The sequence below is a fragment of the Pseudomonas fluorescens group sp. genome (assembly GCF_020093335.1).
GTDB lineage: Bacteria > Pseudomonadota > Gammaproteobacteria > Pseudomonadales > Pseudomonadaceae > Aquipseudomonas > Aquipseudomonas petroselini.
Map to the genome: position 1 here is coordinate 276,742 of NZ_JAIOKW010000001.1, position 19,388 is coordinate 296,129.

The following is a 19,388-nucleotide window of genomic DNA, read 5'->3' on the forward strand; positions in this document are numbered from 1 at the left end:
TAATCGGCCTGAAGGGGACTGAAGTCATCCTTGACGGCGGCTAGGGTTCACACTGCGGCGGTGTCCGTGGTGAAAAGCAAAGCCAGTTCCGTGCCAAACATCTGCAGGCGGTACGTGGTGGGCTGGATCTCCATCGGCGTCAACAACGCCCCGGAGAGCACCACCTGCCTGGCCTCCACCGGTTGACCGTCGGCCAGCAGCCGGCGTATCAGCCAACACAGATTGGCCAGTGGTGGATCTTCCCGGCCCTGGGTCTCCCCTTCGCCGCAGATCGCGCCTGCGCATTCCAGGCGGAACGCCACGTTGGCATGCTCAACAGGGTCGAATACGGTTCTGGGCCCCAGGCAATACAGGCCCGCCGCCGCGTTGTCGGCCAGAAAGGCCCCCACCCCGAACGACCACCCCTGCCAACGGCAGTCGGCAATCTCGAACGCGGGTGCTACCTCGGCAATTGCGGCCAGGATCTCAGCATCGCTGTAATTACCCGGCGGCAGGCTGCGACCCAGCACAATCGCCACTTCGACTTCCAGTTTGGGCTGGATCAAGCGCGACAGTGCCACCGCCGTGTTCGACGGCACACACATTTGATCGGTCAGGCCGCCATACACGGGTTCGTCAATGCCGAAGCGCCGTTGCGCGGCGCTGCCAGCGAAGGCGATCTTCCAACCGCTCAACTGTTCGCCCGCAGCCAGGCGCACATCCAACGCCCGGCGTTGCAGTGCGTACCCGCCGCGCAGGTCGAGCGCCTCCGGAACCAGTGGCGCAATTGCTTGCACTGTACGCGTGGCGTGGTCTAACTGACTCAATACGGCAGTATCGATGCTCATGACAGTTGCCCCGCTAATTTGCGTAATACCGCGTCGAGCCGCTCTGGCGTGGTGATAGCGGCAACAAACCGGTCTGGACGCACCACGACGATGCAATCGCGCACCCTGGAGAACCATTCGCCGAGGCGGTTATCCACATCTTCCACGCTGATGGCGTCCGTGGCCGTCAAGGGCTGGCGCCGGCCCGGACCGCTGCGCGAACGATTGACCTGGATAAAACGCGTGTCCCAGCGAGCCCAGAACGTTTCCATTTCTGCGCTCAGTTGCTCACGTGGATTGACCCGGTAACCCAGCACCGCGTAGGAATTGCCCAGCACATCATCCAGACGTCGGCGTTGCCCCTGGGCGTCTTCGATATACGGCTGCACAAACAGCTGGCCGACCAGGTCGTCTTCGCGCAATTCGGCGCGCTCGTGATAGACCAGCCCTTTGGTGAGGGTGGCCTTGGGTTTGAACTTGAACTCCAGCAGGTGCGAGCGCAGGTTATCGACGCTGTTCACCGCCTGGAACAACCAGTCACGCACGCCAGCCATCAAGGGGTTGGTCAGCCCCAGTACCGTGCCCATATTGTCGGCCAGTGCCACCAGTTCGGTGGCGTGTCCGCGACGTTCCTGGTCGTAGCTGGCGAGGATCCCATGGGACGCGCGCCCCTGGATGATCGCTGCCAGTTTCCAGGCCACGTTGGCCACGTCGCGCAGTCCCGAATTAAGGCCCTGCCCGGCCCAGGGTGGCGATATATGCGCAGCATCGCCGACCAGTGCCACACGCCCCTGGACAAACCGCGCCGCCACCCGTGAATGGTGGGTGTAGGCGCGTATACGGATGATATTCAACGCGTCCACCGCATCGCCGATATGCCCACGGATGAGGTCGCGGATGGTGCTTTCTTCGCACATCTTCGCCTCATCTTCGCCCTCCATCAGCATGAACTCCCAGCGCCGCTGCTGGTAGGGCAAGTAGATGCACACGAAGGGTCGCTGCGGGTCGGCATGCAGTGCGGTATAAGGCGCATCGAGGGTGTCATTGGCGACATCCACCACCACCCATTTGCGCGCATGGGTCAGCCCCAGCAGTTCGACGCCCAGCTTTTTGCGTACCGTGGAGCGCCCGCCATCGGCGCCGATCACGTAATCGGCGCGCAGCTGATAGACCTCGCCCTCGGCATCGCGCACCTGCAGGGTCACGCCCTCCCCATCCTGCTCCAGCTCCAGCATTTCATGGCCCTGGCGCAACACCACACTGCTGCGCTGCCCCAGGGTTTCGCGCAGCGTGCCTTCGAGCAGTTGCTGCATGAAGATGTTGCGCATGGGCCAGCCGTAATGCGCGGTACTGGGCTTGACCTCGGCAAAACACACACCACGGGCGTTGTAATAGCGCAGCGGCACGTCGCAGATCATGTCGCGCACGGCCAATTCGGCGATGCCGATAGCCTGAAGCACGCGCAACGCTTCATCGTCCATGCCCACCGCACGCGGGTAAGGCAGTATGCAGTCGGCGAGTTCAAGGACGACGCAGTCGATACCGTACATCCCCATATAGTGCGCGGCCGTGATCCCATTGGGCCCGCCCCCGACAATCACAACCTGGGTCTTCTCCTGCTTCATCGCTATTCACCGCTTTCTTGTTGTGGTTTTAAACTGGCGTTGCCAAGGCCGCACGCCTGCAATCAGTGCAGCCCATCAATACCTTTGATGTCTTCGGCCAGCAGGCCACCCAGCCGGGCATGCAAGCGGCCACGAGTGGCGAAGGCCCAGATCACGATGACTTCATCCGGCGCGGGGCCATCGCCGAACATCAGCGACATGCTGTCGTAGTGGGAACGCACGTAGAGCGCATCCTTGTGTGCCAGCGGTACGTCGATGGTCGAACCGGGTCCGCCGCGCTTGCCGGTGGACGGCACCCACGACTTGCCACCCCCCAGCGCGACGCGAATCGGATCGGCGGCCGGGTTGGTCAGGAACGCGTTGCCGTGCTCGTATTCGCCCGCGCTGCCGACCAGGATCGCCTTACCATAGCTGACGATCTCATGGGCACCGGCCAGTGCCTGTATGCGCCGGCCGAACTCTTCGCCCAACAGCGGCGATGGATCGACCAGCTCGGCAAGCGACTCGCTGTAGCGACCGGCATAGGGGTTGGCGATCACGGCGGCAATCGCGTACTTGAACAGCGGCTCGCCATCGGCCAGTTGGCCGGTTTCGTTGGCCAGGGTTTCTTCGACGAAGCTGTACCATTTGCGAATGTGATACGTAGCAAAATTCGCGGTTTTCATCAGCATTGCCTCAAAGTGGGTCGAGTGGATCGAGGTTGAAATGTCGGCTCGGCGCGCCGGCAGCCTTGAAACGGGCCTTGCCGCGCGCATCGTCGTGTTCGGTTTCGAGAAAGAATTCCATGCGATTGCCGTCAGGGTCGTTGAAGTACACGCCATGACCGATCTCATGATCGGTGATCTTCACCACCTCGACGCCCTTGCCCAGCAACATGCCGTAAAGCTGGCGCAAGGTGGTCATGTCCCCGGCGATTTCCAGGCCGTAATGTTGCAGCCCCAGGCCACCTTGATGGGCGCCGGGATCGGCACGAATCAAGGCGATGTCGTGGTGCTTGCCGCCAAACGCCATCATGACCCAGCTCTCGCCTCGGGCACTTTCGTGCATGCCCAGGATGTCGGCGTACCAGCGCGCCGACACGTCAGGGTCACTGACCCAGAGCGACAGGTGAGTCCGCAGGATCTCGATCTTCATGGCGGTATACCTCAGTGCTTTTTGACGATGGATTGATGCCCGGACTTGATCTGCGCAACCGCAGGCGTCCAAAGCACATCAGCGATCTCGCTGAATTCCCGCCAATGCTTCTGCCAGCCGTCACCGCCGTTGTCGGAGGTGAACAAATGCCCGTACTTGGTGCCCGCCACGATCTGTCGCGGGTTGGCCGGGTTGAAGGCAATCGCCCAGACGCAGGAGTTGGGCTGCTGTGGCAGCGGCAGCACGTTCCAACTGAGCGCGGCATCGCGGGACACCAGGATCTTGCTGGTGGTGCCGGGCGTACCATCGGAAATACTCAGGTACAGCTCGTTTTGCGTGCCCAACGGCGCGTTCATTGCGCGGATGTAGTACAGGCCGAAGGCTTCGCGACCAATGATGCCGGTCCAGGTCAGTCCCTCGTCCAGACTGCGGTACACCGCGTTGACGCAGACCACCACGATGACTTTCTCGCCGTGATTGGGCAGTACCAGGATGTTGTGGACGTCCGAGTTGTAGTCCCACAGCAGCCGGTCGTCGACGCGGGTCCAGCTGTCGCCGCCATCGCGCGAATGGAACAGTCCGCCCTCTTCCAGGCCGAACCACAACTGGTTGCGGTCGGTGGGGTCATAGGCGAAGGCCAGCAGGCGTGGGCGGCTGACACCGTCGCAGAACTCCGGAATCTCAACCGGCGCGCGGTCCCAGCTCAGGCCGGCGTCGAGGGTCCGCCATAACACGGCGCGCGATGGCGCACCGGTGCCAACAAAAATCCGTTTGGCGTCCTGCGGGTCGACGGCGACTTTCCACACCGTCTCGCCGTTGAATGGCGAATCGACGCGCTGCCAATGGCCACCGGTGTCGCGGCTGATGCACAAGCCCACGTCCGTGCCGGCGTAGATCACTTCGGGTGCGTCGGGATGCACGCTCAGGGATCGGGTGATTGCATCGAACTCAAGGTCTTGTCCCAGGCCCAGGCGATGCCAGGTACGGCCATCGTCGGCACTGCGGATCACTGCTTGACCCACGGTGGCGACTAAAAGGGTTCCGTTACTCATCACAGATGCTCCTCAGATGTAGATACCACGGGTCAAGCCACCGTCGATGCCGATGGATTCGCCCGTTACCGCAGCCGCTTTTGGCGACGCCAGGAAACCGATCAACCAGCCCATTTCAATGGGGGCGAGGGTGCGGCGAATCGGGGTCGCATCGATGTAGGCCTGCTCAACCTGTTCCGACGTTTTGCCTTGCTTGACCGCTTCGCGCTCGTACAGCTCCTGGATATGCGGGGTGTCCACCACGCCAGGGTGAATCAGGTTGACCGTGATGCCCGAGGGGCCGAGCTGGTCGGACAGGGTCTTGGTCATGTGGGCGATCGCCAGGTTGCGCATGCCCGAGAGCACTTTGCTGCTGCGCCCGGTGAGGCCGCCGATGTTGATGATGCGACCGAAGCCGCCCGCCTTCATGTGCGGGGTCACGGCCTTGGCGCACCGGAAGTAGCCGATCACCTTAGTGTTGAGGTCGGAGAGCAGTTCATCGTCGCCGGCGTGTTCGATGTCATTGCGCACCACACCCGACGGCGCTGCGGCACCGTTGACCAAGATGTCGATACGGCCGAAGTGCTTGTGCGCCGCCTCGACCATCTCCAACACGGCCTTCATGTCATTGGTGTCACAGAACAGCGGCAATACTTCATTGCCGGTCTGTGCGCTGATCTCTTCGGCCGCCAGCTGCAGGAACGCCATGCGCCGCGCGCAGATCACCACCTTGCAGCCTTCCTCGGACAGAAAACGCGCGACTTCCTTGCCGATGCCCATACCGCCACCGGTGACAATGGCCACGCGGCCTTTCAATTCCAGATCCATAGCAATTACCTCGTGTGATTATTCAGTTCAGGCCAGATCGACAAACACGCTTTTGGTCTCGGTGTAGGCATCGATCACGTTTTTACCCATCTCCCGGCCCCAGCCGGATTGTTTGTAGCCACCGAACGGTGAAGAGGGATCGACCACGTTCCAGCAGTTGATCCAGACCGAGCCGGCCTTGAGCTGTGCAGCCACGCGGTGCGCCGAGCGCAAGTCGCGGGTCCACAGGCCAGCGGCGAGGCCATACGGCGAATCGTTGGCGCGCAGCACCAGCTCATCGATTTCGGTCCAGCTCATGACGGTCAGTACCGGGCCGAAGATTTCTTCGCGGGCCACGCAGGCGCGCTCGGCACGGTCGAGGAAAACGCTCGGTTGAATGAAATGCCCATGCTCCAGGTGTTCGGGACGGCCGCCGCCGCAGATCAGTTCGGCGCCCTCCTCCTGGCCCCGCTGCAGGTAACCCTTGACGGTGTTCAGCTGCCGCGCGGACACCAACGGCCCCATGCTGTTGGCCGGGTCCAGGCCATTGCCCAGGACATAGGCGGCGGCATGGCGCTGCAACTCTTCGAGCACCTGGTCGAGCACACTGGCGTGGACATACAGGCGCGAGCCAGCCGTGCATACCTGGCCCTGGTTGTAGAAAATCCCATCGGCAGCCCCCTTGGCGGCGCGCGCAATGTCGGCGTCGGGCAGGATGATGTTCGGCGACTTGCCGCCCAGCTCCAGCGAGACCTTTTTCATGTTGCTGGTGGCCGCCTGGGCGATCAGCCGCCCGACTTGGGTCGAGCCGGTAAACGCGATCTTGTCCACATCGGGGTGCTGTGCCAACGGTGCGCCAGTGTCGGCGCCCAGGCCGGTGATCAGGTTGACCACGCCGGCGGGGAAGCCTGCGGCCTCGATCAGTTGCACCAGGCGGATCGCGATCAGCGGCGTTTGCTCGGCGGGCTTGAGCACCGCCACGCAACCGGTGGCCAGCGCCGGACCGAGCTTCCACACACACATGGTCAGCGGGAAGTTCCACGGCACGATCAGCGCGCAGACCCCCACCGGTTCGCGCAACGTGTAGTTGAGCATCGGCGCGCCGCTGGCCGGTGATACGGGCAGCGTGCTGCCTTCGATCTTGGTGGGCCAGCCGGCAAAGTAGCGAATGATATTCGCCGCGCTGGCCGCTTCACCGCGCGCGTTGGCGATAGGTTTGCCGTTCTCCAGGGTGATCAGTTGCGCCAATTCCTCGCGGTGCTGGTCCAACAGATCGGCCAGGCGAAACAGCAACAGGCCGCGCTGCGCCGGTGACTGCAAGGCCCACGTGCCGGTAAAGGCTGCGCGCGCGGCCGCAACGGCCGCATTCACATCGCGCTCATCGCCTTGGGCGACTTCGGTCAGGGTCTGTTCAGTGGCCGGATTTTCCACGGCAAAGCGGCGACCGCTGGCGGCGTCCTGCCAGGTACCGCCGATGAACAGGCGACCGGGCTGCGCCAGGAACGCCTGGACGGCAGGTAATAATTCGAGCGAATGCATAGTCGACTCCTTCACAGCGCCATTTCGATCAGGCAAGGACCACGGTCGGCCTTGGCATTGGCCAGCGCGCGTTGCAGTTCGGCATTGGTCTGTACCGTGCAGGCCGGCACCCCGTAGCCTTTGGCCAGGGCCTTCCAGTCAATACGCGGGCTGTCGAGCACGGTCAGGCGCAGGGCTTGCGGGTCCATTTCGGTCATGCCGAAACGGCGCAGCTCGTTCTGCAAAATCGCGTAGCGATGGTTGGCGGCAATCAGGATCACCACCGGCAACTGCTCGCGGGCGATGCTCCACAGGGTTTGGATGGTGTATTGGGCACTGCCGTCCGATTGCAGGCAGAACACGCTATTGCCGCGTTCCGCCAAGGCGGCACCGAACCCCACCGGAATCCCCTGGCCAATCGCGCCACCGGTATTGGTCAATACCCGATGCCGCGCGGCGCGGGCGGAGGCGGTAAAAAAGGGATAGCCGCAGGTGCCGCCCTCAACCGAGACGATGCTGTCGTCGGGCAGTGACGCGGCCAGCACTTGGCCGATGGATTGTGGCGTCAGCTCGGCGTGGCCGGGCGGCAGTTCGATACCCTCCGGGGTCGGCACATAGGCCGGTGCATTCAGGGCATCGGCCAACGCCGTCAGCGCGGCGGAAACATCGTCACCGACTTCGGCCAGCGTCAGCAGGCGTTCACGTTCAGCGAGGCGCGACGGGATGCCTTCGTAGCCAAAGTAACTGATGGGCTCGGGTACGCCTGCACAAATGACCAGGTCGTACTGCTCAAGAATTTCAATTGCCACTTCCGGGAAATACGGCAGGCGATCCAGGTCCGGCAAGCCACCGCCACGGTAACTCAGGCGCGGAAAGGTCTCGGCAAACAGGCGCACGCCGTGCAGTTGCGCCAGGCGCCCCGCCGCTTCCAGTCCCGCGACCGACAAGCCCTCATCGCCGACGATGAACACCAGGCGCTTGCCGTCACGCAATGCCTGCGCCACGGTTTCGATCCGGTCACCGGCAAACCGGCGAACCGGTGCGCGCAGAGGTGCGAACACACCGTTGTGCGTCACCGCGTGGGCTTGCAGGTCCATGGGCAGAATCAAACTGGCGATTTGGCCTTTGGCTTGCCACGCCGCACGCACCGCTTCCTGTAAATCCTCACCGATTCCCGACGCGATGCGCGAGGTGCGCACCCAGCCGGAGACAGCACCGGCCAAGGCCTGGATGTCGCTGGCCAAGGGCGGATCGTAGTTGACATGCCAAGAGGCGTGATCGCCGATGACGTTGACGATCGGTGTATTGGCCCGACGCGCGTTATGCAGGTTAGCGATGCCATTGGCAAAGCCCGGGCCCAAGTGGGTCAGCGTCATTGCCGGCTTGCCGGCGATCCGGCCATAGCCGTCAGCAGCGCCGGTGCAGACCCCTTCGAACAGCGACAACACCGGCTTGAGAGCAGGTGCGCTGGCCATGGCGGCCACCAGAGGAATCTCGGTGGTCCCGGGGTTGGCGAAGCAGTACTCGATACCGCTTGCCGCTGCCGCATTCACTATCAGTTGCGCACCATTCATTTTCAGCCCTCTTGCTTGAGCATTTACAGTGATGAGATTTATCACATACAAATCCATAGCCAACAAGCACTTTATCTATGTTTTTCTCATTTAATGAGATTGAAGGTGGTTTATTGGGCTGAAAACCTATCTTGAGATTGCGTTTTTCTCTCACTGCGGTAGTGTTGCGCCAGCGCTTGGGTGACCTGATCCTTGCGGGTACGCACCAAACGCCCTTCCCTCTCTTTTAGGAACACAATGAGCAGCCTGAGCAAATTGCTGAGCATCCTGGACCTGTTCGGTCCACAGACGCTGAAGATCGAACCCGACACCATTGCCGAGCGCATGGGCCTGTCACGGGCGACCGTGTACCGCTACGTCAAGGACTTGTGTGACGCCGGTATGCTCACCCGCGTGGACGCCGGCAGTTACAGCCTGGGGCCGCGTGTGATCGAGCTGGACTGGATGATGCGTCAGTACGACCCGATCCTCATCGCCGGGCGCGAGCTGATGCACGAGCTGTCCTCGCAAACGGGCCTGGCGGTGTTTGCCAGCGTGTTTTACGACGGACGCATCATTAACACCTACATCGCCGAACCCACCGACACCTATCACTTTGCGTTCGGGCGCGGGCAGCCGTTGCCGTTTTTTCGCGGGGCACAATCGAAGGTCCTGATCGCCTTTCAGAAAGGTCGCCGCCTGCAACGCTTGTTCGACGAGCACATGGCGAACGACCCGGACAGCCCGTATGACTGGGCCGGTTTCTCCAAGGCCGCGAAAAAAATCCGCAAGGACGGTTACTGCCTGACACACGACGAACTCAACCTGGGCCTGGCCGGTATCGCTGCACCGATCATCCAGGCAGACCTCGACGAGGTGGTTGGCAGCCTGTCCGCCGTCGGCAGCAGCCAAAGCTTCAAGTTGCTGCGCCAGGAAACAGTGATCGAAATGGTCATGGATACCACCCGGCGCATTGCCGAAAACATGCGTAACCCGCCGAGCAGCATCACGCCCTAGCCCGTCGCGCTCAGAACGGCACGGCCACCGACAATTGGCTGTACAGGTTGGTGCCATTGCCACCCACTTGATTGCCGCCGGTGGTCGAGTCCTGCCGAGGTTTGTAGAGCCCCACCAACGGCGTGATTATCAAGTGCGGGTTGACCGCCCATTCGGCATACACATCCAGCTCGCGGCCATCTAGGTTCAACGCATTGCTTTTACGCACGGTGGCGTAATCGAAATACAGCGCCCCCAGGGTCAGGTTTTCCAGTGGGGTTGCCTTCAGCCCGACATGGTGGATGCGTGTATTGGTGTTGAACGGCCCGGCGTAGTTGCCGGCCACTTCGCCCTGGAACCAGGTGCCGTAGCCGGTGCTCAAACCGGTGAACAGCGCGTCCCAGTTCTGCGAATAGCGGGTGTAGCGATACGTCACCTTAGGTGCCCAAGCGGTATCGGCGAAGGTATAGCCCGCCTCGCCGTACCAGGCTTTTTCAGGCCCCGCATCCTTGTCCTGCCAGGCGTACTCGAACGCCAGGCTGACGTTCTTGATCCCCGCATCGCCTTCACCGCGCACGCTATAGACGTTCATGCCCTTGCGTTGGCGTTGAAAATCGCTGGCCCATTGATCGTTCACGTCCAGGCCATGGACCCAGGTCAAGCCGAGCGTTCCTGGTTGGGCGGTGTAATCCAGGGTAGCGGCGGCCAACTCGGTGTCGGCCTGGATACGGTTGTCCGACTTGAGCCACAACACGCTGCCATGCAGGCCATCCTGGCCACCCAGGCGCACCACGGCGGTTTGATCGAACGCGTGCCGGGCAGCCAGGTAGTAAGCGCCTCCTCGGTTCAAAGTGCCGTCGGCCGGGCCCTTGCCTGGGTTCAGTCCGTCATCGTTGATCAGGAACCCTCGGCCGACCTTGACCACCTGTCGACCGCCGGAAATATCCACGCCATCCTTGCCGAGCAACGGGAACAGGTCGCCGGAACGCCAGCCCAGGTAGGCGTCTTCGATCTTTGTCGTACGCTCAGTGCCCAGCGAGTTGCCACCTGCGTCACCGTCCCCCCAGGTGGCGGAGCTGACCAGGGCAAATGCCCCGTATGCGCTGCCATTGCCCCCCAGCGTCTGGTCGCCACTCACGCCGTATTTGATAAAGCCTTCACGCCAACTGGAGCCGCCCGGCGTGCCATCGTAATTCTTGCGGCTGTTGAACTGGCCGAACACAGCCGTCATGTCTGCGTTGAGATGACGACTCTCATCACTGTACAGCTCATAAGCGTGCACCTTGCTGATAGCGCCGAGCGCCAAGGTGCACACAAGCGTGCAACCGAATACGGGATGATGTGATAGATAACGCATGGCTCAAACTCCTTCTTCGACAGCCTGCTTGCGTACAAACAGCAGTTGCTGACCTGTGAACTCCAACAGCCCCTCAAGGCCGAACTCGACACCAAACCCCGACATCTTGCTGCCGCCAAACGGCGTGTTCGGCTGGATCTGCGCGTGGCAGTTGACCCAGGCGACGCCACTCTCCAGGCGGCTGGCCAAGGCCTGTGCCTGCTCGACATCCGGCCCCCAGACCGAGCCGCCGAGCCCCATGTCACCGGCATTGGCGCGCTGCAGCACCTCCTCGACATCCCGGTAGGCAATCAACGGCAACACAGGGCCGAACTGTTCTTCGTCGACCAGGCGATGGCCGTCGGTCACGTCCGCCACCAGCGTCGGCGGATAGAAAAAACCTGGGTGGTCCAGGCGTGCACCGCCACATAACACACGTGCACCCTGTGCCCGTGCGTCGTCGACCAATGCCTCCACCAGTTCCAGTTGCTCAAGGTTCTGCACTGGCCCGAAGGTCACGCCGGCGTCCAAGCCATCACCCACCACCTGGCGCGCAGCAATGTGCGTCAGCGCGTCAGCAAAAGCCTGGTACTGCGATTCGTGGATATACAGGCGTTTGAGCGCAGCACAGGTCTGGCCCATGTTCAGAAAGGCCGCCTGGAAGATCTCCTCGGCCACGGCCTCCACGGGTGTTCCCGGCAATACAATGGCGGCGTCGTTACCACCGAGCTCCAGGGTCAGGCGCTTGAGGTTGCTGGCGGCACCGCGCATTACGCTTTGCCCTGTGGCGGTGGAGCCGGTGAAGACGATCTTCTGGATCCCTGGGTGCGAGGTCATCGCACTGCCGAAGCCCCGCTCGCCGGTCACGCAATTGATCACGCCGTGGGGTACATGATGGGCAATGATTGCCACCAGGCCCAAGGTACTCAGCGGCGTCAGGCTTGACGGTTTGCTGATCACACAGTTGCCCGCACGCAGCGCCGGTATGATGTGCCAGACGGCAATCATGAACGGCCAGTTCCAGGGGGTGATCGACGCCACGACGCCCAAGGGTTTGCGGTGTAGCTCAATGCGCTGGGTGGCTGTTTCTTCCACCAACTCCACCGCAATCTCCTGCCCGGCCGCGTAGCGCGTCCAGGCGGCGGCGCCCATGACCTCGGAAAACGCCAGCGCCAGTGGCTTGCCTTGCTCAAGCACAATCAGGCGCGCCAGTGACTCGGCCTCTTGCTCGATATCTGCCGCAATCGCCATCAAACGCTCACAGCGGTCCGGATGGCTACTGTTGCGCCAGGTTTTGAAAGCCGCCTGCGCGACGCTCACTGCTTGGTCGAGTTGCTCCAGTGAACCGGCCGGGCATTGGGCGAACGCCTTACCGGTGGCCGGATTGATCACATCAAACTGGCCTTCGTCGCCCGCCACCTGAACCCCATCGATAAGCATCTTGTAGTTATGCATTTGAAACCTTCCTTTCACACGCGCACGCGCCATGCCGAGCAACGGCAGGCTGCGATTGTCTGGTTAGTCGAGCTATAAAATCGCTGGAGCCTTAAAGCTTGTGGCTGCCCAAGGCCAGGAACCGTTGCGGCGAGCTCTTGCGCAGTCGCGCGGCGAGCACGATGCCGATGATCAGGGCGGCCGGAATAATCGCGCAGAGGCTGTAGGACAGCAGTTGGCTGGCACCGGTCAGCACGTCGAAATGCACCACCGCCAACACCAGCACCATCACCAACGCCAGGCACGAAATACCGGGCAGGATCCGGCCACGCAGCATCCCGACCTTAAGCTCGGGATGGCGATGGAAGTAGGCGCATACCGCCACCGAGGTCAGCGCCATCAACAGGATGACGCACAGCGTGGCCAGGTTGGACAGCCAGGCAAACAGTTGCAGGATCGGATCGGCATCCATCGCGGCAAATATCAGCACCACGACTGCAGCGATCAAACTCTGCAATGCCGAGCCCATATGCGGGCTCTGGTGCACGCGGTGGGTGGTACCCAACAGGCTGTGCAACAGGCCGTCGCGCCCGATGGCGTAGAAGTAACGCGCTGCTGCGTTGTGAAAGGCCAACAGCCCGGCATAGATACTGACCATGAACAGCACGCGGATAATCTGGGTCAGTTGCGGGCCGACAAAGTGGTCGGACATGCCGTAGATAAAGGTGGTTGGGTCCTGCAAGGACTGCAGCAGCGGCACGATTTTGTCCGCCCCCACCCCCACCACCATCGACCACACCGACAGCGCGTAGAAACCACCGATCAGCAACACCGAACAGTAGGTGGCAATCGGGATACTGCGCTTGGGATTCTTGGCTTCTTCACCGTAGATGGTCGTAGCCTCGAAGCCGATAAAGGCGGCAAAACAGAACAGCAAGCCGATTGACGGCGTGCCACTGAACACATGGCTGCTGCTGAACGAGTCAAGGTTGATGCCGCTGTCGCCGCCGGACTTGAGAATGGCAAAATCCAGGACCAGGATCGCCAGGTACTCGGCAATCACCACCACCGACAGCACCCGAGCCGACAGGTCAATCTTGCGATAGCCCAGGATCGCGATGCTCGCCATCGCCATTAACGAGTAGGACCACCACGGCAGCACCAGGCCGAAGGCGGCTTCCATGGTGCCACTGACCACACCGCCGAACATCCCGTACAACCCGACCTGAAGGATGTTATAGGCAAACATCGCCAGCACCCCAGCGGCACCACCCGCCAGTCCACCCAGGCCACGGGAAGTGAATGCGTAAAAGCCACCGGCATTGGTCACGTGGCGCGACATGGTGGTGTAACCCACCGAAAACGCCAGCAGCACCAGCAAGGCGAGGATCAGCAACGCCGGGGTGCCGGCACCGTTGCCCAGCATGATGCCGATGGGGAAGCCGCCGGCGATCACACTCAGTGGGCTCGCCGCCGATATCACGAAGAAGATAATGAAGCCCACACCGAGGGCTCCACGCTTGAGCTCCGTGGAGCTGTTGACCGGGATAGATACACTCATGTTGTTGACCTTATTGTATGAGGCAGTCGCTTTTGGGTTGGTCCGACCACACCGCATCGGCACCGGTTAGCGTTTTGTTTTAGTTGCGCGCTGAATTTGATCCTATGCCCGCACCTGAACCGCTCGCTATCCCAAATCGGTAGCGTCCGAAGCCTCGCCCCAAAACAGGTCAGGTCTGCACCATCAACCCCATCGCTGTTGCCGATTTGGGATAGCTGCCTGACCTGTCATCCCCGCAACCTAGCCTCACCGGTGCTCTGTCCGGGTGCCGGCAACCAGAATAAGAATGAGGGCTCGCCCTACCCCCAGCCCCTCATCGCGAAGCCCACTTGTAGGAAGCCTCAACCATGCAGCTAGCCCACCTCACCATTCAATGGCGTATCACCCTGCTGAGCGGACTTTGCCTACTGGCAGTGGTGGCGGCCCTGATTGGCGCCAGCGCATATCAGAATCACACCAGTGCAAGGCTGCTTAAAGAGCAGAGCAGCGAGTTGCTCGGACAGGCTGCGCTGGAACGCTTGCAGGCCCAGGCCGTGGCGCGTGGCCAACAGGTGGAGCGTTTTTTCAATGAGACGGCACTGTATGGCGAAGGCTTTGCGCAACAGGTTCTGCAGCTGCGCGAGCAAACGCTCAAGGGGCGCCTGACCGTCGGCCAATTGCGCGAAGCCCTGATCAGCACCGCACGTGAAACCCTGAAACAGCGCGAAAAAGTGCTCGGCCTGTACGTCATCATGCTGCCGGATGCGCTGGCCGGCACCGACGCCGACTGGCGCGACCAACGCGCCGTGGCGGGCAATGAAACCGGGCGCTTCGCGCTGTATTGGTCACAGAGTCAACCGGGGCAACTGGTGCAGGAGGTACTGAGTGAGTCACAAATCGCCGCGAACACCGCGCCCCCGGGCAGTGAGCCTGGGAACGCCTGGTACTCCTGCCCTCAAGCGCAACAGCGTGTGTGTGTGGTCGAACCCTACACCATCGAAGTCGAAGGCCAGAAAGCTCTGATGAGCAGTGTATCCATCCCCCTGATCGTCAACGGCAAAGTGCTCGGCGTGGTGGGCATGGACATCAGCCTCGACACCTTGCAGAAGCTGGCGGCCAACCTCGGCCAGGACTTGTACCGGGGTGACAGCCAGGTCACCATCCTGTCCGCCACGGGCCAAGTAGCGGGACGCAGCGGCGCCGTCTCGGGGGACACGCTGGATATACGCCAGCCCTTACAGACGGCGGCGGGCACGCCGGCCTGGCAACTGGAAATCAAGGTTCCGCAGGCCCGGGTGCAGGCGTCTGCCCGGCAGATGCAGAGCGAACTGGACGACAAAAGTCGTGAGTCCAACTGGCTCAACCTGGGCTTGGGCATCCTTGCCAGCAGTCTGGGAATGCTGCTGATCTGGCTGGCCGCTTACGGCGTGACGCGCCCATTGCTGAAGATGGCCGAGTTGCTTGATGCGATTGTCGAAGGCGACGGTGACCTCACCCAACGCCTGCCCGCCGGGCGGCGCGACGAGTTGGGCCACTTGGCCGATGGATTCAACCGTTTCCTCGACAAGTTGCAGCCAATTATTCGCGCCATCCAGGCTGCGTCCCTGGACACCCGCAACAGTGCCGACACCTCATCGGGCATTGCCCGCGAAGTCAGTGCCGGCATGCAGCGTCAGTACCACGAAGTGGAGCTGGCGGCGACCGCGTTGCACGAAATGAGCGCCAGCGCCCAGGAAGTGGCGCGTCACTCCCACAGCGCCGCTGACGCAGCAACCACCGCAGAAAATGCGAGCCGATCAGGCCAGGTGGTTTTCTCAACCGCCGAGCGCAGCATTGAATCCCTTGATCAGCACTTGGAAACCACCCTCGAACAAGTCAACGCGCTCGCCAATAGCAGCGCCCAGATCGGCCAGGTGCTGGACGTCATCAGCACCATCGCGCAACAGACCAATCTACTGGCGTTGAATGCAGCCATCGAAGCGGCCAGGGCCGGCGAACAGGGCCGTGGTTTCGCGGTAGTGGCCGACGAAGTGAGGCACTTGGCGAGCAACACCCAGCATTCGGTCGAACAGGTACGCACGGTGATCGAAACGCTGCAACAGCTGAGCCAGTCGGTGGTGCACAGCACCCAACTTAGCCGCGAGCAAGCCAGCGGTAGCGTGATTCAGGTGCAACAAACCCGGGTGGCCCTGGAGAATATTTCCAAGGCCGTGGATGTCATCGAACAAATGAATCAGCAGATTGCCAGCGCGGCCCTTGAGCAGAGTAGCGTGGTGGACGATATCAGCCATCGGGTCAGCGACATCCGCGGCATCAGCGAAACACTCGCCGGGCGCATGAACGAAGCGTCAAAGGCCAGTGACGCATTGCATCAAATGTCCAATCACCAACAGCAACTGGTCGGGCATTTCCGCGTGTAAAACGTAGGCCGTCTTGACTCAGGTACAGTGGCCGCCTTAAAACTCTCCTACATTGAGCACCACCCATGACTGTTCCACGCCGCTGGCTGATCCTCGCGATCATTTCCAGCGCCCTGCTGCTCATCGTCATCGACATGACGGTGCTGTACACCGCCCTGCCCACCCTGACCCGAGAGCTGAATGCCTCGGCCTCGGAAAAACTCTGGATCGTTAACATCTATGCACTGATCGCCGCGGGCCTGCTGCTGGGCATGGGTACCCTCGGTGACCGTCTCGGGCACAAACACCTGTTCATCGGCGGGCTCAGTGTGTTTGGCCTGTTCTCGCTGATTGCGGCGTTCTCACCCTCCGCCGCCGTATTGATTGGGGCACGGGGTTTCCTGGCGGTCGGTGCGGCGATGATGATGCCCGCCACGCTGGCCATCGTGCGGGTGACCTTCATCGATCCGCGCGAGCAGGCCATGGCGTTCGGTATATGGGCCTCGGTGGCTTCAGGAGGCGCGGCGTTCGGTCCAGTGGTGGGCGGCTTGTTGCTGGAGCATTTCTGGTGGGGCTCGGTATTTTTGATCAACGTGCCGATCGTGCTGGTGGCGTTGGTCGTCGGCGCCCTCTTGATCCCGAATCATCCGGGGGATATGAGCAAACGCTGGGACTGGCTGGGCTCGCTGCAGGTGATGATCGGTTTGATCAGCGTCGCGTATGCGGTCAAGGAACTCGGCAAGCGTGCGCCCTCCTTCGAAGGCATGTTGATCGCATTGGTGTTGGGTGCGCTGTTCCTGACGCTGTTTGTTCGCCGCCAACGTCGCGCCACTCAGCCGATGCTCGACGTGGCGCTGTTCAAGGTAACGGGGTTCAGAAATGCGGTGATCTCGGCCGTGGTGTCCGCCGCTGCGTTGATCGGCATGGAGCTGGTATTCAGCCAACGCCTGCAACTGGTGCTGGGCCTGTCACCACTGGAAGCTGCACTGTTTATCCTGCCGCTGCCGCTGGGCTCGTTTATCTCAGGGCCACTTGCCGGCTACTACCTGCCTCGCCTGGGGAACCAGCGGATGCTGTTCTGGACCCTGCTGCTATCTGCTGCGTCAATGCTGGCCTACCTGCTGCTGTATGACGCTGCGGTGTACCTGCAACTGATCGTCCTTGCGCTGCTGGGATTTACCATTGGTGCAGCACTGACAGCGTCGTCCAGCACCATCATGCTCAGCGTACCCGCCAACCAGGCTGGCATGGCCGCCTCCATCGAGGAAGTGTCGTTTGAACTGGGCGGTGCGGTGGGTGTAACCCTGGCAGGCAGCCTGTTATCGGCGATTTATGCGTATTCGGCGGGCGTGGTGATTCCATCCTGGCTGACCCGCAACCCTGCGACATTCGACAGTCTTGACGACGCGCTTGTCGTCGCCGAAACGTTGTCGCCCGAAGGCGCCGCCATGCTGCGCGCATTTGCCCGCTCGGCGTTTGATACGGGCTTTGTCGCTGTGCTGGCGGCGTCGGCAGCACTGCTTTTGATCGCAGCGCTGCTGGTCAAGTTGAGCAGGCAAACACCGCCGGCCACGCCTTAAAGCTTGTGGCTGCCCAACGCCAGGAACCGCTGGGGCGATGCCTTGCGCAGCCGCGCCGCGAGAAATACACCGCCCAGCAAGGCCAGTGGAATAATCGCGCAGAGGCTGTAGGACAGCAGTTGGCTGGCACCGGTCAGCACGTCGAAATGCACCACCGCCAGGACCAGCACCGCCAATAGCGCCAGGCACGAGAAAGCCGGGAAGATCTGCCCGCGCAAGACACCGACCTGGAGCTGCGGGTGGCGTCGGAAGAACACCAGGACCGCCGCCGAAGTCAGCGCCATCAGCAAGATCACGCACAGCGTGGCCAGGTTGGACAACCAGGCAAACAGTTGCAGGATCGGATCGGCATCCAGTGCGGCGAATATCAGCACCACCACGGCCGAGATCAGGCTCTGCAAGGCCGACCCCATATGCGGGCTCTGGTGTACGCGGTGGGTGGTACCCAACTGGCTGTGCAGCAAACCGTCACGGCCGATGGCATAGAAGTAGCGCGCAGCGGCGTTATGGAAGGCCAGCAGCCCGGCATAGATGCTGACCATGAACAGCACACGGATAACCTGGGTCAGTTGCGGGCCGACAAAATGGTCGGACATGCCGTAGATAAACGTGGTCGGATCCTGCAAGGCCTGCAACATCGGCACGATCTTGTCCGCCCCCACGCCCACCACCATCGACCACACCGACAACGCGTAGAAACCACCGATCAGCAACACCGAGCAGTACGTCGCAATCGGGATGGTGCGTTTTGGGTCCTTTGCCTCCTCACCGTAGATGGTCGTGGCTTCAAAGCCGATAAAGGCGGCGAAGCAAAACAGCAAGCCGATTGACGGTGTGCCGCTGAACACATGGCTGCGGCTGAACGAGTCAAGGTTGATGCCGCTGTCGCCGCCGGACTTGAGGATGGCGAAGTCCAGGACCAGGATCGCCAGGTACTCGGCGATCACCATCACCGACAGCACCCGCGCCGACAGGTCGATCTTGCGATAGCCCAGGATCGCGATGCTGGCCATCGCCATCAGCGAGTAGGACCACCACGGCAGCACCAGCCCGAGGGTGGCTTCCATGGTGCCACTGACCACACCGCCGAACATCCCGTACAACCCGACCTGCAGGATGTTATAGGCAAACATTGCCAGCACCCCGGCGGCACCACCCGCCAGGCCGCCCAGCCCACGGGCGGTGAATGCGTAGAAACCGCCCGCATTGGTCAGGTGGCGGGCCATGGTTGTGTAACCTACCGAGAACGCCAGCAGGACCAGCAAGGCGAGGATCAGCAAGGCCGGGGTGCCGGCACCGTTGCCCAGCATGATGCCAATGGGGACGCCGCCAGCGATCACACTCAGCGGGCTTGCCGCCGACACCACGAAGAAGATGATAAAGCCCACACCCAGGGCGCCACGCTTGAGCTGCGTCGAGCTGTTGATCGAGTTGGATACACTCATGTTATTGACCTTATTGTATGAGGCAGTCGCTGCAGGATCGGTTTAGCCGGCAGTTCACCGGCACCGAATAGCTTGTCGTTCTTGTTGCACGCTGGGGCTGATCCTATGCCTGCCCCGCAACGCGCCGGTATCCCAAATCGGTAACGCAAGCACCCACGGCGAAACACCCGCGTCTCCCAGGCAG

14 protein-coding genes and 2 pseudogenes are annotated in these 19,388 nt (G+C 61.8%); 4 read left to right on the top strand and 12 right to left on the bottom strand.

What is annotated here, in order from left to right; all coding sequences use genetic code 11:
* Window positions 1–47: 47 nt before the first annotated feature.
* The 8 genes from K7431_RS01430 to K7431_RS01465 all read right to left on the bottom strand — a co-directional run bounded on the left by K7431_RS01430 (window position 48) and on the right by K7431_RS01465 (window position 8,495).
* Window positions 48–827 carry a 2-keto-4-pentenoate hydratase gene (locus K7431_RS01430; protein WP_012724258.1) on the bottom strand — a complete coding sequence of 260 codons (780 nt, stop codon included), beginning with the start codon at window positions 825–827 and terminating at the stop codon, window positions 48–50.
* The gene (locus K7431_RS01435; RefSeq protein WP_012724259.1) at window positions 824–2,431 is read right to left on the bottom strand and encodes a bifunctional 3-(3-hydroxy-phenyl)propionate/3-hydroxycinnamic acid hydroxylase; all 1,608 of its coding nucleotides are present in this window, start codon (window positions 2,429–2,431) and stop codon (window positions 824–826) included. Before K7431_RS01435 ends, K7431_RS01430 begins: the two co-directional genes overlap by 4 nt.
* A 62-nt stretch (window positions 2,432–2,493) precedes the next feature.
* The gene (locus K7431_RS01440; RefSeq protein WP_043206254.1) at window positions 2,494–3,096 is read right to left on the bottom strand and encodes an amino acid synthesis family protein; all 603 of its coding nucleotides are present in this window, start codon (window positions 3,094–3,096) and stop codon (window positions 2,494–2,496) included.
* Window positions 3,097–3,106: 10 nt separating this feature from the next.
* Window positions 3,107–3,565 (bottom strand): VOC family protein, encoded by a 459-nt coding sequence (locus K7431_RS01445; RefSeq protein ID WP_012724261.1) that lies wholly within the window; start codon window positions 3,563–3,565, stop codon window positions 3,107–3,109.
* 11 nt (window positions 3,566–3,576) lie between these two features.
* Window positions 3,577–4,617 carry a VPS10 domain-containing protein gene (locus tag K7431_RS01450; protein ID WP_043205354.1) on the bottom strand — a complete coding sequence of 347 codons (1,041 nt, stop codon included), beginning with the start codon at window positions 4,615–4,617 and terminating at the stop codon, window positions 3,577–3,579.
* A gap of 12 nt (window positions 4,618–4,629) precedes the next feature.
* Window positions 4,630–5,424: an SDR family NAD(P)-dependent oxidoreductase gene (locus tag K7431_RS01455; protein WP_012724263.1), complete on the bottom strand. Its 795-nt coding sequence runs from the start codon at window positions 5,422–5,424 to the stop codon at window positions 4,630–4,632.
* Window positions 5,425–5,451: 27 nt separating this feature from the next.
* Window positions 5,452–6,942 carry an aldehyde dehydrogenase family protein gene (locus K7431_RS01460; protein WP_012724264.1) on the bottom strand — a complete coding sequence of 497 codons (1,491 nt, stop codon included), beginning with the start codon at window positions 6,940–6,942 and terminating at the stop codon, window positions 5,452–5,454.
* 11 nt (window positions 6,943–6,953) lie between these two features.
* Entirely contained in the window at window positions 6,954–8,495 is a 1,542-nt protein-coding gene (locus K7431_RS01465) for an acetolactate synthase large subunit (protein ID WP_012724265.1), read from the bottom strand.
* Window positions 8,496–8,732: 237 nt separating this feature from the next.
* On the opposite strand from K7431_RS01465, the gene K7431_RS01470 reads away from it, so the two are divergent.
* Window positions 8,733–9,491 carry an IclR family transcriptional regulator gene (locus tag K7431_RS01470; RefSeq protein WP_043205356.1) on the top strand — a complete coding sequence of 253 codons (759 nt, stop codon included), beginning with the start codon at window positions 8,733–8,735 and terminating at the stop codon, window positions 9,489–9,491.
* 10 nt (window positions 9,492–9,501) lie between these two features.
* Here K7431_RS01470 and K7431_RS01475 read toward each other — a convergent pair whose 3' ends face one another.
* The 3 genes from K7431_RS01475 to K7431_RS01485 form a co-directional block, all read right to left on the bottom strand.
* On the bottom strand, window positions 9,502–10,827 hold the full coding sequence (locus K7431_RS01475; RefSeq protein ID WP_012724267.1) for a hypothetical protein: 1,326 nt from the start codon (window positions 10,825–10,827) through the stop codon (window positions 9,502–9,504).
* A 3-nt stretch (window positions 10,828–10,830) separates the two neighbouring features.
* Window positions 10,831–12,261: an aldehyde dehydrogenase family protein gene (locus K7431_RS01480; RefSeq protein WP_012724268.1), complete on the bottom strand. Its 1,431-nt coding sequence runs from the start codon at window positions 12,259–12,261 to the stop codon at window positions 10,831–10,833.
* A 91-nt stretch (window positions 12,262–12,352) separates the two neighbouring features.
* Window positions 12,353–13,801, bottom strand: coding sequence for an APC family permease (locus K7431_RS01485; protein ID WP_043205357.1), 1,449 nt, complete (start codon window positions 13,799–13,801; stop codon window positions 12,353–12,355).
* A gap of 347 nt (window positions 13,802–14,148) precedes the next feature.
* On the opposite strand from K7431_RS01485, the pseudogene K7431_RS31375 reads away from it, so the two are divergent.
* From K7431_RS31375 to K7431_RS01495, 3 genes and pseudogenes are all read left to right on the top strand, one after another.
* Window positions 14,149–15,342: pseudogene (locus K7431_RS31375) on the top strand (PDC sensor domain-containing protein); the annotation flags it as partial.
* A 315-nt stretch (window positions 15,343–15,657) separates the two neighbouring features.
* Window positions 15,658–16,200: pseudogene (locus tag K7431_RS31005) on the top strand (methyl-accepting chemotaxis protein); the annotation flags it as partial.
* 65 nt (window positions 16,201–16,265) lie between these two features.
* Window positions 16,266–17,759 carry an MFS transporter gene (locus K7431_RS01495; RefSeq protein ID WP_012724271.1) on the top strand — a complete coding sequence of 498 codons (1,494 nt, stop codon included), beginning with the start codon at window positions 16,266–16,268 and terminating at the stop codon, window positions 17,757–17,759.
* Here the strand turns inward: K7431_RS01495 and K7431_RS01500 are convergent.
* Entirely contained in the window at window positions 17,756–19,204 is a 1,449-nt protein-coding gene (locus K7431_RS01500; protein WP_012724272.1) for an APC family permease, read from the bottom strand. The two genes, K7431_RS01495 and K7431_RS01500, sit on opposite strands and share 4 nt — an antisense overlap.
* Between the last annotated feature and the right edge of the window lie 184 nt (window positions 19,205–19,388).

What these genes read in the sequence shown, in the direction of transcription:
- K7431_RS01430 (WP_012724258.1), bottom strand. Translation starts at nt 827, where the DNA reads ATGAGCATCGATACTGCCGTATTGAGTCAGTTAGACCACGCCACGCGT.
- K7431_RS01435 (WP_012724259.1), bottom strand. Translation starts at nt 2,431, where the DNA reads ATGAAGCAGGAGAAGACCCAGGTTGTGATTGTCGGGGGCGGGCCCAAT.
- K7431_RS01440 (WP_043206254.1), bottom strand. Translation starts at nt 3,096, where the DNA reads ATGAAAACCGCGAATTTTGCTACGTATCACATTCGCAAATGGTACAGC.
- K7431_RS01445 (WP_012724261.1), bottom strand. Translation starts at nt 3,565, where the DNA reads ATGAAGATCGAGATCCTGCGGACTCACCTGTCGCTCTGGGTCAGTGAC.
- K7431_RS01450 (WP_043205354.1), bottom strand. Translation starts at nt 4,617, where the DNA reads ATGAGTAACGGAACCCTTTTAGTCGCCACCGTGGGTCAAGCAGTGATC.
- K7431_RS01455 (WP_012724263.1), bottom strand. Translation starts at nt 5,424, where the DNA reads ATGGATCTGGAATTGAAAGGCCGCGTGGCCATTGTCACCGGTGGCGGT.
- K7431_RS01460 (WP_012724264.1), bottom strand. Translation starts at nt 6,942, where the DNA reads ATGCATTCGCTCGAATTATTACCTGCCGTCCAGGCGTTCCTGGCGCAG.
- K7431_RS01465 (WP_012724265.1), bottom strand. Translation starts at nt 8,495, where the DNA reads ATGAATGGTGCGCAACTGATAGTGAATGCGGCAGCGGCAAGCGGTATC.
- K7431_RS01470 (WP_043205356.1), top strand. Translation starts at nt 8,733, where the DNA reads ATGAGCAGCCTGAGCAAATTGCTGAGCATCCTGGACCTGTTCGGTCCA.
- K7431_RS01475 (WP_012724267.1), bottom strand. Translation starts at nt 10,827, where the DNA reads ATGCGTTATCTATCACATCATCCCGTATTCGGTTGCACGCTTGTGTGC.
- K7431_RS01480 (WP_012724268.1), bottom strand. Translation starts at nt 12,261, where the DNA reads ATGCATAACTACAAGATGCTTATCGATGGGGTTCAGGTGGCGGGCGAC.
- K7431_RS01485 (WP_043205357.1), bottom strand. Translation starts at nt 13,801, where the DNA reads ATGAGTGTATCTATCCCGGTCAACAGCTCCACGGAGCTCAAGCGTGGA.
- K7431_RS01495 (WP_012724271.1), top strand. Translation starts at nt 16,266, where the DNA reads ATGACTGTTCCACGCCGCTGGCTGATCCTCGCGATCATTTCCAGCGCC.
- K7431_RS01500 (WP_012724272.1), bottom strand. Translation starts at nt 19,204, where the DNA reads ATGAGTGTATCCAACTCGATCAACAGCTCGACGCAGCTCAAGCGTGGC.